13 protein-coding genes are annotated in these 13076 nt (G+C 70.1%); 5 read left to right on the top strand and 8 right to left on the bottom strand.

Going from position 1 to position 13076, the window contains the following annotated elements; all coding sequences use genetic code 11:
- Window positions 1–44: 44 nt before the first annotated feature.
- Entirely contained in the window at window positions 45–416 is a 372-nt protein-coding gene (locus AC1DWP_RS00765) for a histidine triad nucleotide-binding protein (RefSeq protein ID WP_477612549.1), read from the bottom strand.
- 151 nt (window positions 417–567) lie between these two features.
- Here AC1DWP_RS00765 and AC1DWP_RS00760 point away from each other — a divergent pair, with 151 nt between their 5' ends.
- Window positions 568–1116: a SigE family RNA polymerase sigma factor gene (locus AC1DWP_RS00760; protein WP_477612548.1), complete on the top strand. Its 549-nt coding sequence runs from the start codon at window positions 568–570 to the stop codon at window positions 1114–1116.
- Complete coding sequence (locus AC1DWP_RS00755; RefSeq protein WP_477612547.1) at window positions 1113–2255, top strand: Gmad2 immunoglobulin-like domain-containing protein; 1143 nt, start codon at window positions 1113–1115, stop codon at window positions 2253–2255. The genes AC1DWP_RS00760 and AC1DWP_RS00755 overlap by 4 nt, the downstream gene beginning before the upstream one ends.
- A gap of 5 nt (window positions 2256–2260) precedes the next feature.
- Here AC1DWP_RS00755 and AC1DWP_RS00750 read toward each other — a convergent pair whose 3' ends face one another.
- The 3 genes from AC1DWP_RS00750 to hrcA are packed head-to-tail and all read right to left on the bottom strand — an operon-like array spanning window position 2261 to window position 5231.
- Window positions 2261–3004, bottom strand: coding sequence for a 16S rRNA (uracil(1498)-N(3))-methyltransferase (locus AC1DWP_RS00750; RefSeq protein ID WP_477612546.1), 744 nt, complete (start codon window positions 3002–3004; stop codon window positions 2261–2263).
- Between the two features lie 15 nt (window positions 3005–3019).
- Complete coding sequence (gene dnaJ, locus AC1DWP_RS00745; protein WP_477612545.1) at window positions 3020–4144, bottom strand: molecular chaperone DnaJ; 1125 nt, start codon at window positions 4142–4144, stop codon at window positions 3020–3022.
- Window positions 4145–4199: 55 nt separating this feature from the next.
- On the bottom strand, window positions 4200–5231 hold the full coding sequence (gene hrcA, locus AC1DWP_RS00740; protein ID WP_477612544.1) for a heat-inducible transcriptional repressor HrcA: 1032 nt from the start codon (window positions 5229–5231) through the stop codon (window positions 4200–4202).
- 148 nt (window positions 5232–5379) lie between these two features.
- Here hrcA and AC1DWP_RS00735 point away from each other — a divergent pair, with 148 nt between their 5' ends.
- Window positions 5380–6264 carry a DUF3097 domain-containing protein gene (locus AC1DWP_RS00735; protein WP_477612543.1) on the top strand — a complete coding sequence of 295 codons (885 nt, stop codon included), beginning with the start codon at window positions 5380–5382 and terminating at the stop codon, window positions 6262–6264.
- Window positions 6265–6450: 186 nt separating this feature from the next.
- Window positions 6451–6939 carry a DUF4870 domain-containing protein gene (locus AC1DWP_RS00730; RefSeq protein ID WP_477612542.1) on the top strand — a complete coding sequence of 163 codons (489 nt, stop codon included), beginning with the start codon at window positions 6451–6453 and terminating at the stop codon, window positions 6937–6939.
- A gap of 30 nt (window positions 6940–6969) precedes the next feature.
- On the opposite strand, the gene hemW is transcribed toward AC1DWP_RS00730, so the two are convergent.
- Window positions 6970–8196 carry a radical SAM family heme chaperone HemW gene (hemW, locus tag AC1DWP_RS00725; protein WP_477612541.1) on the bottom strand — a complete coding sequence of 409 codons (1227 nt, stop codon included), beginning with the start codon at window positions 8194–8196 and terminating at the stop codon, window positions 6970–6972.
- Window positions 8197–8464: 268 nt separating this feature from the next.
- Between hemW and AC1DWP_RS00720 the strand changes: the two genes are divergently transcribed.
- Window positions 8465–9259 carry a tyrosine-protein phosphatase gene (locus AC1DWP_RS00720; protein WP_477612540.1) on the top strand — a complete coding sequence of 265 codons (795 nt, stop codon included), beginning with the start codon at window positions 8465–8467 and terminating at the stop codon, window positions 9257–9259.
- 45 nt (window positions 9260–9304) lie between these two features.
- Here the strand turns inward: AC1DWP_RS00720 and AC1DWP_RS00715 are convergent, their stop codons facing one another.
- The 3 genes from AC1DWP_RS00715 to AC1DWP_RS00705 form a co-directional block, all read right to left on the bottom strand.
- Complete coding sequence (locus AC1DWP_RS00715; protein ID WP_477612539.1) at window positions 9305–9775, bottom strand: hotdog fold domain-containing protein; 471 nt, start codon at window positions 9773–9775, stop codon at window positions 9305–9307.
- A gap of 44 nt (window positions 9776–9819) precedes the next feature.
- The gene (lepA, locus tag AC1DWP_RS00710; protein ID WP_477613405.1) at window positions 9820–11655 is read right to left on the bottom strand and encodes a translation elongation factor 4; all 1836 of its coding nucleotides are present in this window, start codon (window positions 11653–11655) and stop codon (window positions 9820–9822) included.
- A 90-nt stretch (window positions 11656–11745) separates the two neighbouring features.
- Entirely contained in the window at window positions 11746–13011 is a 1266-nt protein-coding gene (locus AC1DWP_RS00705; RefSeq protein WP_477612538.1) for an MFS transporter, read from the bottom strand.
- Window positions 13012–13076: the final 65 nt, after the last annotated feature.

Below are 13076 nucleotides of genomic sequence, written 5' to 3'. Positions count from 1 at the left end.
GGATGATCAGGATCTGGCATGGTCCGACCAGTCTACGGTGCCGCTCAGCCGGGTGGCCACGTCATGGACCGGCCGCCGAGCACGTGGACGTGGGCGTGGAACACGGTCTGATGTGCCTCCGCGCCCGTGTTGAAGACCGAGCGGTAGCCACGGTCGGCGATGCCCTCCTGCGCGGCGACGGCAGCCACGGCGCGGATCAGGGCCGTGACGTCGTCGGGTGCCTCCTGCGCAAGCGCTGCGACATCGGGCACGTGGTGGCGCGGAACCACCAGCACATGGGTCGGAGCCTGGGGTTCGAGGTCGCGGAACGCGAAGGTCGCGTCGTCCTCGTAGACCACGGTGGCCGGGATGTCCCCCGCCACGAGCTTGCAGAACAGGCAGTCGGGGTCGGTGTGCCGCGTCGCCGAAGTCTCCATGAATCGAGCCTACCCATGCAGGTATCCCTCCAATCGGAAGGAAACCTGCAGGCGCCCGCGTGAAGGTCGCTCCACCTGGGTGAGAAACCTGCGCCCGGCGCGTCAACCGGTTGACAGGGCTGCGCGTCATCAGGTCGTGAGACTGTTGAGCGTGGCAGAGCATGACCACCGTGGCGAGGTCCGGCCGGCGGCCGACGAGGCCATCGCCGAGCTGTATGCCGCGCACTGGACCGGGCTGGTCCGGCTGGCGTGGCTCTTGCTGCGCGACGACCTCGCGGCCGAGGAGGTCGTCCAGGACGCGTTCATCGCCGTGCACCGACGGTGGGACACGATCCGCGACCACCAGGCGGCGTCTGCCTACCTGCGTCGGTCCGTCGTCAACGGAGCGCGCTCGGGCCTGCGACACCGCGGGGTCGAGGAGCGCTACGTCGCGCGCGAGCAGGGTGAGCCCACGGCCTACACACGGCACACCGAGGCGAGCGCCGAGGACCGCGCCCTCCAGTCCGAGAGCACCAGTTCGATGATCAGCGCGCTGGGGCGACTGCCCCAGCGCCAGAGAGAGGTCCTGACGATGCGCTACTACCTCGACCTGAGCGAGGCCGAGATCGCCGACGCCCTCGGCATCTCCGCGGGCTCGGTCAAGGCCCATGCCCACCGCGGACTCGCCACGCTGCGCGACCGGATGGAGGCAGCGTCATGAGTGATCGCATCGACTTCCTGCACCCCGACTACGAGCCGGGAGAGTTCGACCAGGTCGAGCGGCGACTGCGCCAGGCCCTGGCCCAGGACGTCCAGCAGGTGCACCCGTCGAACCGCCTGGACACGATCCTGCACGAGGCCCACGAGGCGGGCCCGCTGACCGGTGCCGGTGGCACGGGCACCCGGCGCTGGGTGATGCCGCTGGCGGCCGCTGCGGCCGTGGCGGCGATCATCGGCGGCGTGTGGTGGTCCGCCCAGGACGACGGGCCCACGATCACGCCCCCGCAGACCTCCGGGCCGTCGCAGTCCGCCAGAGGGTCCGCTAGCACGAGTCCCACCACGTCGCCATCCTCGTCGCCGTCGACCAGTGGCCCGGCCGCGACGCAGTCGGTGTCACTGCCCGTCTACTTCGTCGGGCCGATCGGGGACGACAAGCCCACCTACCGGCTGTTCCGGGACTTCATCCGCAGCGAGCTCCCGACGAGTGCGACCCCGGCGGAGCGGGCCAAGGCCGCGCTCGTGCTGGCCATCAACGCCCAGCCCTACAGCAACACCGACGGCTACCTCCAGCCGTGGTCGGGCCAGACCATCGGCGACGTGACCGTCACCGACAGGCTGATCACGGTCCACCTGGCCAACGGCGGCTCCAAGGACGCCGTCGTCGGTGACGAGAACAAGCGGCTCGCCGTTCAGGAGCTCGTGTGGACCGCGCAGGCCGCGATCCAGCAGACCTTCCCCGTGCGGTTCGAGGTCGCCGACGGTTCGACCACGCTGTTCGGGTCGATCTCCACCGCCCAGACCTTCACCAGGCCGCCGTCCGACCGGCTCTATGAGGACGTCGCTCCCATCTGGGTCACCACGCCCGGCCGCGACCAGGTGCTTTCGGCAGCCAAGCCGGTGGTCGTGGAGGGCCTGGCGATCGTGTTCGAGGCCAACGTCACCTACGAGCTCAGGCGCGGCAGCACCAAGGTCAAGGCCGGGCACACCACGGCCTCCATCGGAGCCCCGATGCAGGGCACCTACTCCATCGACCTCGGCAAGCTCAGCGCCGGGGACTACTCGATCCGGGTCTTCGAGCCGAGCATGGAGGGTGGCAACAAGCTGGCGGCAGAGAAGGTCGTGTCCTTCTCGGTCCGCTAGCGTCCTCAGCGCCAGCGGCCGGCCGCGCTCAGCACCGCGAGCGCGGCAGGCCCGGCGCTCGAGGACCGCAGCACGGTGTCGCCGAGGCGGACGGTCAGCGCTCCTGCTGCCTCGAAGGCACCAACCTCTTCAGCAGTGATCCCGCCTTCCGGGCCCACGATGACGAGGACGTCGCCGTCGGTCGGGAGCGCCTGCGCCGCAAGGCTCTGTGTCGCGTCCTCGTGCAGCACGTATGCCGCCGCGGCGCCGGCGATGCGCGCCGCCAGGGTCTTGGTCGTGACCAGCTCTGCGACGACCGGCACTCGCGCGCGGCGGGACTGCTTGGCCGCCGCGGTGACGGTCGACTCCCACTTGCGGCGGGCCTTGTCGCCACGCTCACCACGCCACTGGACGATGCTGCGCGACGCCTGCCAGGGGACCACCTCGTCGACCCCGAACTCGGTCGCCGCCTCGATGGCCTGGTCGTCACGGTCGCCCTTCGCCAGGGCCTGCACGAGGACGAACCGGGGCACGACCTCCGGCTCGCGGCACACCTCCAGGACGACCAGCTCGAGCTCTGCCTTGCCGGCCGCCTCGACCGTGCAGGTGACGCGCAGGCCGGCGCCGTCGGCAAGCATCACCCGCTCTCCGGGGGCGATCCGGCGGACGGTGGCTGCGTGCCGGCCCTCGGGACCATCGAGGACCACGCGCGTGCCCGCGGCAGCCTCGGCGAGGACGGCTGGTTCGACGAGGAACAGCGGCAGGGTCACGTCGGGCGGACCTGGCTACTTGGCCTTGAAGGCGTCGCGGAGCTTGCCGAACAGCCCAGGGTGGGCCGGGGACAACCGCCCTGCCGGGTGCTCCTCACCGCGTAGCGTGGCCAGCTGGCGAAGGAGCTCCTCCTGCTGCTCGTCCAAGCGGGTCGGGGTCTGCACGTTGGCGTGGATGATGAGGTCGCCGCGGCCGGTGCCGCGCAGGTGCGTGACCCCGAGGCCACGCAGCGTCATGGCGTCGCCGGGCTGCGTGCCGGCCTTGATCTCGAGCTCGTTGCTGCCGTCGAACGTGTCGAGCTTGACGGTGGTGCCGAGAGCGGCGGCGGTCATGGGCAGCTCGACGGTGCAGTGCAGGTCGTCCCCACGCCGCTGGAAGGTCTGGTGGGGGCGCACCGCCACCTCGACGTAGAGGTCGCCGGCGGGGCCCCCGCCCTGGCCGACCTCACCCTCGCCTGCGAGCTGGATGCGGGTGCCGGTGTCCACTCCGGCAGGCACCTTGATCTTGAGGGTTCGGCGGGTGCGGACCCGGCCGTCACCGGAGCACTCGAAGCACGGGCTGACGAGCACCTCGCCGTAGCCCTGGCAGGTGACGCAGGGACGGGTCGTCATCACCTGGCCGAGGAAGGAGCGCTGGACCTGCTGGATCTCACCGCGACCGCCGCACACGTCACACGTGCGGCGAGCGGTGCCCGGCTGGGCACCGTCACCGTGACAGGTGGAGCAGACCACGGCCGTCTCGATGGCGAGCTCCTTCTCGGCACCGAACACGGCGTCGCCGAGGTCGATGTCGAGCCGGATGAGGGCGTCCTGGCCACGTCGCTGCCGCGACCGCGGACCCCGCTGTGCCTGACCTGCCCCGGCGCCGAAGAAGGCGTCCATGATGTCGCTGAAGGAGAACCCCTGCCCGAACCCGGCAGCGCCGCCGGCATAGGGGTCCGACCCCATGTCGTAGGACCGGCGCTTGTCGGCGTCGGAGAGCACGTCATAGGCCTGCGACACCTTCTTGAACTGCTCCTCCGCCTCCGGGCTCGGGTTGACGTCCGGGTGCAGCGTGCGGGCCTTCTTGCGGTAGGCGCGCTTGATGTCGTCGGGGCTGGCGTCCCGGGACACACCCAGGTCCTGGTAGTAGTCGTTCAACGAATGTCCTTGGTGTCACCGGGGTGACGGTCGGTGGTACGAGGTCGGACGCGCGTCACTGCGCGAGGATTCGGGAGACGTAGGTCGCCACGGCCCGCACCGACGCCATCGTCGTGGGGTAGTCCATCCGGGTGGGGCCGAGGACGCCGAGACCGGCGACGAGCTCTGAGCCCGAGCCGTACTCGGTCGAGACGACCGAGGTCGACTGGAGCCCGGCGAACGGGTTCTCGTGGCCGATGCGCACCGAGACCGTGTCGGAGGTCTCGCGCGCGGTGCCCAGCAGCTTGAGCAGCACGACGTGCTGTTCGAGGGCCTCGAGGACCGGGCCGATGCTGAGCGGGAAGTCTGTGCCGACGCGCGCGAGGTTCGCCGTACCCGCGAGGACGACACGCTCCTCGCGCTCCTCGACGAGGGCGTCGTCGAGGGACCGCACGACGGCCCGCACCAGGTCACGGTCGCCCGGCTCGAACTCGTCGGCGAGGCTGGCCAGGGACGCCGCGGCGTCGACCAGCCGCTGCCCGACGGCGCGCGCGTTGACCTTGACCCGGACGAGCCCGAGGGTCGCCTCGCCGTCCTTGCTGGACAGGTCGTGGCTCGTCTCGATGATGCGTTGCTCGACGCGGCCGGTGTTGACGATGAGCACGACCATCAGGCGGGTCGGGCCCATCGCGACGAACTCGATGTGCCGCACTGTCGACCGGGTCAGCGACGGGTACTGCATGACGGCGACCTGCCGCGTCAGTGAGGCAAGCAGTCGGACCGTCCGGTCCACCACGTCGTCGAGGTCGACGGCGCCCTCGAGGAACTGGGCGATGGCGGCCCGCTCGGCCGCCGTCATGGGCTTGACCGAGCTCAACCGGTCGACGAACAGGCGGTAGCCGGCGTCGGTCGGCACCCGCCCGGCGCTGGTGTGCGGAGCCGCGATCAGGCCCTCTTCCTCCAGCGCCGCCATGTCGTTGCGCACGGTCGCGGCCGAGACCCCCAGCTGGTGCCGGTCCAGCAGGGCCTTGGAACCCACCGGCTCAGAGGTCTGGACGTAGTCCTGCACGATCGCGCGCAACACTGCGAGTCGACGTTCTTCACTCATCAGGCACCTCCTTCGACCGATCTGGCCCCGCTACGGACAGGCTGGCACTCAGGCTCAGCGAGTGCCAAGTCTACGTTGTTCCCGTGTCCTGACCGCACGGGCGGCGCGCCCGCGCAGCCAAGGCCCCGGGGCGGCATACCCTGCGTCGGTGTCCGACCGCTATGGCTCCGATGTCCTGTCCGGTGACTGGAAGGTCCCCCCGCGGGGCCGTTCCCGCGAGGTGGAGGCCGAGACCGGCCTGGTCGTCGAGGACGTCGAGACCGGCTGGTGCGGTGCGGTGGTCCGGGTCGAGAAGGCCGGCGGGATGCGCGTCGTGCACCTCGAGGACCGACGTGGCCGCACGAAGGGTTTCCCGATGGGTCCGGGTTTCCTGCTCGACGGCTCCCCCGTCATCCTGACGCCGCCCACTGCCGCGGCCCGTGCCCTGCTGGCCGACGCACGCGCCCTCGCCTCGCGCACCGCCTCCGGCTCACGGGCCGTCCACGGAGCGACCGCCCGGGTGGCCAGCGGCTCGCGGATCTTCGTCGAGGGCCGGCACGACGCCGAGCTGGTCGAGAAGGTCTGGGGCGCCGACCTGCGGGTCGAGGGCGTCGTCGTGGAGCTGCTCGACGGCGTGGACGACCTGGTCGCGGCGATCGCGGACTTCCAACCCGGCCCCGGCCGCCGGATGGGAGTCCTCGTCGACCACCTGCTGCCGGGCACCAAGGAGCACCGGGTGGTGCAGGACGCCGCGCGGGGACCGTATGCCGCGCACGTGCGTGTGCTGGGGCACCCGTACGTCGACGTGTGGCAGAGCGTGCGCCCGGAGCGGCTCGGGCTGTCGCAGTGGCCCGTCATCCCCCGTGGCCAGTCCTGGAAGCACGGCATCTGCGCGCACCTGGGCTGGGCGCACCACGACCAGGCCGACATCGCGCGGGCGTGGAAGCAGATCCTCGGGACCGTGCGCTCCTACGCCGACCTCGAGCCGACCCTGCTGGCCAGCGTCGAGGAGCTCATCGACTTCGTGACGGAGTCACGAGATGTCACAGGGTGACGGAGTCACGAGATGTCACAGGGTGAGCGAGCCGGGACACTGACGTCCTCGGCGACCCTTCCTCGGGGTCGACCCTGACCTGTCCCTGAACCTCCCCTGTCTACACCCCGAAAGGTGGACTTTCGGAGGTCGTCGTGCGTTTCACTGGGTGCAGACACCACGCAGACCCTCACCACGGAGAGACCCATGACCGACCAACCAGAGCAGCCGCAGTCGCAGGTGCCCCCACAGGCGCCCCCCGGCTACCAGCCGACGCCGCACCAGCCACAGGACCAGCCACAGGACCGGCCGCCGACCCAGCCCCCGCCGGCGGCCTACGGCGTGGCTCCCCGGCCGATGTCGCCCCAGGACGAGAAGACCTGGGCGACCCTCGTCCACATCGCCCCGTTCGTCGCGGCCATGGTGGGCTTCCCGTTCCTCGGCCCGCTCATCGTCTTCCTCGTGTTCAAGGACCGCGGGCCGTTCATCCGGTTCCACGCCGCGCAGGCGCTCAACTTCCAGATCGTCATCACGATCGCGCTGTGGGTCTTCGGGCTCCTCTCGTTCGTGCTGATCGGGATCCCCTTCTTCATCGCCACGGGCATCGCCTGGGTGGTCTTCTCGATCATCGCCGCGGTCAAGGCCAACCACGGCGAGTGGTACCGCTACCCCCTCACGCCCGAGCTGGTGAGGTGACCGAATAGCGGTCCGCGCAGTCCCAGGAAGTCAGCGCAGTCCCAGGAGCCGTCGCACGACGGTGTCCGCCAGCAAGCGGCCCTGCCTCGTCAGCACCACCCGCTGACGGCGCAGGGCCGCCTGCGCGTCCACGAGGCCGTCGGCGATCAGGCCGGCGACGGCGAGGCGCCCGTCGTCACGCAGGTCCGCGATCGGCAGACCGTCCACGAGCCGCACGCCGAGCAGCACTCGCTCGTCGTACCGCTGCTCGTCGGTCAGCGTCTCCCGCCCGTGAGCCGGGCTGAGCCCCTCGGCGACGCGGGCGGCATACGCGTTGGGGTGCTTGACGTTCCACCACCGCACTCCGCCCACATGGCTGTGGGCGCCCGGCCCGATCCCCCACCAGTTGCCGTCGGCCCAGTAGCCCTCGTTGTGGCGGCACCGCGCCTCCTCGCGCCGGGCCCAGTTGCTCACCTCGTACCAGGTGTAGCCCGCCGCGGCGAGGTGCTCGTCGGCGATCTCGTACTTGGCCGCCTCGTCGTCGTCTTCAGGAGCGGGCACCTGTCCGCGCCGTACCTGGGCCGCCAGCTTGGTGCCCTCCTCGACCACCAGGGCGTAGGCCGAGATGTGGTCGGGCTCCAGCGAGCTCGCCACAGCCAGGCTGGTCCGCCAGTCGTCGAGGGACTCGCCCGGGGTGCCGTAGATGAGGTCGAGGCTGACCTGGAGCCCGGCGGCGCGGGCGGCGTCGACCGCGCGTTCGACGTTGGCCGGGTCGTGGGTGCGCTCGAGGGTCTGCAGGACGTGCGGCACCGCCGACTGCATTCCGAGCGACACCCGGGTGAACCCTGCTTCGGCGAGGACGGCGAGCCCCGCGGGAGTCACCGAGTCGGGGTTGGCCTCGGTGGTCACCTCGGCGCCAGGAGCCAGCCCGAAACGGTCCCGTATGCCGTGCAGCATCCGGGCGAGGTCCTCCGCGGCCAGCATCGTCGGGGTCCCGCCGCCGACGAACACCGTGTCGACGGTCGGCACCTCGCCGAGCACGTCGACCGCGAACACCAGCTCACGCAGTGCGGCGTCCGCGAACGTGCCGATGCTGGCTCCGTCGACGCCGAGCTCGGTCAGCGTGTAGGTGTTGAAGTCGCAGTAGCCGCAGCGCACCGAGCAGAACGGTACGTGCAGGTAGATGCCGAACGGACGGTCCCCGAGAGCCTGGAGCGATGCCTCTGGGAGGAGCCCGTCCGACGGCGCGGGGTCACCGTCGGGCAGGGCGCTGGGCATGGCTCCATCCTCGCAGGCGACTCCCGCAGCCCGGACACGGCGTGTCTTGGGGACACGCCGGAGTGGACTCGAAATGGCCCCCGAAAGTCCCAGAAATTTCCGCTGAACCACTTGTGGCGCAGTCGTCCCTGGATTAGAAATAACCCACGCAATCGCTTCGGCGAGAGCGTCGATCAGGACCTCGGTCCTGACCGTCGAAGGCCTCGGAAACTCATACTTTCCGAGGCCTTCACCTATGTCCGGGATGCTCACGCGTAGGGTCGAGCAGGTGACCACCCCTCTCTGGATCGACCTCGACGGCGTCGTCAACATGCGTGATGTCGGAGGCCTTCCGACCACCGACGGTGGCCACGTCGCCACCGGACGACTGCTGCGGTCGGACAACCTCCAGGACCTCACCGACGCCGACATCGACGACCTCGTGGAGCGCATCGGCGTCACCGACATCGTCGACCTGCGCAGCAACGTCGAGGTGCAGATCGAGGGCCCGGGGCCGTTGCGTGCCCGGGACCTCACGCACCACCACCACTCACTCTTCCGCGACGACGTCCGGGAGGTGACGGCGGCGGAGGCGCTGGTCCTCCCCTGGTCCAAGGCTGCCCAAGCCGCTGCCGACGCCGAGCCGCGCCTCGACGACGACTACTGGGCCAGCCACTACCTCGGCTACCTCGCCCACCGGCCGGACTCGGTCAGCGCTGCCCTCCAGGTCGTCTCGCGCAGCCGCGGCGCGACGATCGTGCACTGCGCCGCAGGCAAGGACCGTACGGGCACCGTCGTCGGGCTGGCCCTGTCCGTGGCCGGCGTGAGCGACGAGGACGTCGTCGCCGACTACGTCGCCACGGGTGAGCGGATCGAGCGCGTCGTGGCCAGGTTGATGGCTCGCCCTGCCTACGGCGAGGTCCTGGCGGGACAGCCGATGGACCACCACCGTCCCAAGCCGGAGACGATGGAGCGGATCCTCAGCGTGCTGGCCGAGCGCTACGGCGGCGCCAGCGGCTGGCTGCGCACGCAGGGCTGGAGCGAGCACGAGGTGGACGCCCTGCGGGCGAGCCTGCGGGCCTGACCCGGCCCCGCGGCATACCGGGTCGTGGCGCTCGCCTGCGGCGGCTCAGCGAGCCGGCTTGTCGGTGACCCAGAGGCGGATGGTGCCCTGCACGACGGGGGTGCCGTCCCCGCGGACTCCCTTGACCCGCACGGGGATCTCCACATCGCCGTCGCGCGCCCAGTCGGCCGGGTCCGTCTCGGCGACGCAGGTGATGTCGGTGGTCGCCTTGGCGGTGTACTCCACCTCCATGCCCTTGGGGATCCACCGGCGCGTCGGCGGGATGGTCGCCTCCGCGAGGGCGCCCATGGCCGCCTCGAGGCCGTTGCAGATCGCGATGACGTGGACGGTGCCGATGTGGTTCTGCACGCGGTGACGCTTCTTGATGGTCAGCTCGGCACGGTTGGGTCCCAGCTCGACGAACCGGGGACGTGCGGTGCGGAAGTAGGGCGCAGCCTGTTCGAAGACGAGCGAGAAGAGACGCTTGCCCTGCGGGTATGCCGTGAGGCGCCGGTACATCGCGTAGGTGTCGACCATGCGCCGATGTTACCCGACGGTAACCCCGCGAAACGGCGAAGCGGCTACTTCTTCGTGACGGCGTCGTTGGACAACGCGGCGATGAAGGCCTCGGGCGGCACCTCGACGCTGCCGATGTTCTTCATCCGCTTCTTGCCGGCCTTCTGCTTCTCGAGCAGCTTGCGCTTGCGGCTGATGTCGCCGCCGTAGCACTTGGCGAGGACGTCCTTGCGGATCGCGCGGATGTTCTCGCGGGCGATGATGCGTGAGCCGATCGCAGCCTGGATGGGCACCTCGAACTGCTGGCGCGGGATGAGGTCCTTGAGCTTGCCGGCCATCATCACGCCGTAGGCGTAGGCCTTGTCCTTGTGGACGATCGAGCTGAAGGCGTCGACCGTCTCCCCCTGGAGCATGATGTCGACCTTGACCAGGTCGGCCACCTGGTCACCGTCGGGTTCGTAGTCGAGCGAGGCGTAGCCACGGGTGCGCGACTTGAGCTGGTCGAAGAAGTCGAAGACGATCTCGGCGAGCGGGAGCGTGTAGCGCATCTCGACGCGCTCCTCGGAGAGGTAGTCCATGCCGCGCAGGGTGCCGCGCTTCTGCTGGCACAGCTCCATGATCGCCCCGATGAACTCGCTCGGTGCCAGCACCGTGGCGCGCACGATCGGCTCGGTGACCGAGCTGACCTTGCCGTAGGGGAACTCGCTCGGGTTGGTGACCGTGAGCACCTTGCCGTCGTCCATCGTCACGTCGTAGACGACGTTGGGCAGGGTCGAGATGAGGTCGAGGTCGAACTCGCGCTCGAGCCGCTCGCGCACGATCTCGAGGTGCAGCATGCCGAGGAAGCCGATGCGGAAGCCGAAGCCCAGTGCGGCGGATGTCTCGGGCTCGTAGACCAGCGCGGCGTCGTTGAGCTTGAGCTTGTCGAGGGCGTCGCGCAGGTCGGGGTAGTCCGACCCGTCGATCGGGTAGAGACCCGAGAACACCATCGGCTTGGGGTCGCGGTAGCCGCCGAGCGCCTCCTTGGCGGGCTTGGCCGCGTTGGTGACGGTGTCGCCGACCTTGGACTGGCGCACGTCCTTCACGCCGGTGATGAGGTAGCCGACCTCTCCCACGCCGAGCCCCTTGGCCGGAGTGGGCTCGGGCGAGCTGACCCCGATCTCGAGCAGCTCGTGGGTGGCCTTGGTCGACATCATCGCGATCTTCTCGCGGGGGTTGAGGTTGCCGTCGATGACCCGGACGTAGGTGACCACACCGCGGTAGGTGTCGTAGACCGAGTCGAAGATCATCGCGCGGGCTGGCGCATCCGCGTCACCGGTGGGCGGCGGCAGCTGCCTGACGATCTCGTTGAGCAGCGGTTCGACGCCGACGCCGGTCTTGCCAGAGACGAGCAGGCAGTCCTCCGGCTCGCAGCCGATCAGGCCGGCCAGCTCCTCGGCGAACTTCTCCGGCTGGGCCGCGGGCAGGTCGATCTTGTTGAGCACCGGGATGATCGCGAGGTCGTTCTCCATGGCGAGGTAGAGGTTCGCGAGCGTCTGGGCCTCGATGCCCTGGGCAGCGTCGACGAGCAGGACCGCGCCCTCGCACGCGGCGAGCGACCGCGACACCTCGTAGGTGAAGTCGACGTGCCCGGGGGTGTCGATCATGTTGAGCGCGTAGGTCGTCCCGTCGAGCTCCCACGGCATGCGGACGGCCTGCGACTTGATCGTGATGCCGCGCTCGCGCTCGATGTCCATCTTGTCGAGGTACTGCGCGCGCATGTCGCGGCCGTCGACGACGCCGGTGACCTGGAGCATCCGGTCGGCCAGCGTCGACTTGCCGTGGTCGATGTGGGCGATGATGCTGAAGTTCCGGATCAGGTCCGGCGGCGTTGCGTGCGGCTGCAGCGCGGTGCGGGCCATCGGGGACACGGGTGCTTCAAACCTCACGGGGCATCGGGAGAACGGAACGGCCCATCCTCCCATGCAACGGGGTATGCCGGTGACGCGCCGTCAGCTCGTGGCTGCCGGCGCGCCTGTCCTCGCCGCCTGGCTCGACTGGCGCCGGTTGGTCGATCGCTGCAGGAGGGCCGACCACAGGGCGATGCCGATCCCGGCCACGGCCAGCATGCCGCCGACCCTGGACGGCCATTCGTAGCCCAGACCCGCCGAGAGCACGATCGACCCGAGCCAGGCCCCGAGGGCGTTGGCGATGTTGAGGGTCGAGTGGTTGAGGGCGGCCGCGAGGGCCTGGCCCTCGTGGGCGACGTCCATCAGCCGGGTCTGCAGCATCGGGACGAGGATGCTGGGCAGCAGCCCGAGCACGAAGACGGCGATCAGGCCGGACCACTTCGCCGCCTGAACGGCCGGGCCGAACAGGAACAGCATGACGGCGATCGCCACCAGGAGGACGGTGATCCCCCGGAGCAGGCCGAGGCGGGACACCGGACCCGAGAGGAGCGCTCCGACCGTCATGCCCACGCCGTAGAGCGCGAGGATCAGCGGGATGGTCGCGCGGCCGAAGCCGCCGAGCTCGGTCATCGTCGGTGAGATGTAGGAGAACGTGGAGAACATGCCGCCGAAGCCGACGGTGCCGATCCCCAGCGCCAGCCACACCTGTGGCCGCTTCAGGGCAGACAGCTCCGAACGCATGCTCACCCCGCCGTCGGGCGGGCAGAACGGCACCCAGCGCCACACCGCGAGGACGGTGACCAGGGCGATCACTCCCACCGCGGCATACGGCCACTGCCAGCCATAGCTCTGGCCGATCCGTGTCGTGACGGGCACACCCACGATGTTGGCCACCGTGAGTCCCGTGATCATCATCGACACCGCCCAGGTGCGACGGTGGGCTGGCACCATCGACGCCGCGACCAGCGACCCGACCCCGAAGTACGCGCCGTGCGGCAGTCCCGACAGGAACCGCGCCGCCATGAGCAGCCCGTAGCTGCTCGCGAAGGCGGACATCACGTTCGCCACGGCGAAGGCCCCCATCAGCCAGAGCAGCAGCTGTTTGCGGGGCATCTTCGTGCCCAGGGTCGCCAGGACCGGAGCGCCCACGACCACGCCCGCGGCATAGGCGGACACGATGTGGCCAGCCGTCGGGATGTCGACATCGACCCCGGCCGCCACCTCGGGGAGCAACCCCATCGTCACGAACTCGGTGGTACCGATGGCGAACCCACCGACGGCCAGCGCCAGCAGGGCGAGGTTCACGTGCGCGGGGCGGACCGTGGGCTCGTCGAGCTCTGTCTGCGCGGAGAGGGTGGCGTCGGTCACGGGAATGCAACGACAGCAGGTCGGCCGGTCATTCCTCCATGGTGCGCCCCTGTGGCGGGTTGGGT

This window comes from Pedococcus sp. P2_F6 (genome assembly GCF_056403675.1).
The sequence above is the reverse complement of the archived record's forward strand: the minus strand, read 5'-3'. Positions and strand labels throughout refer to the sequence as shown.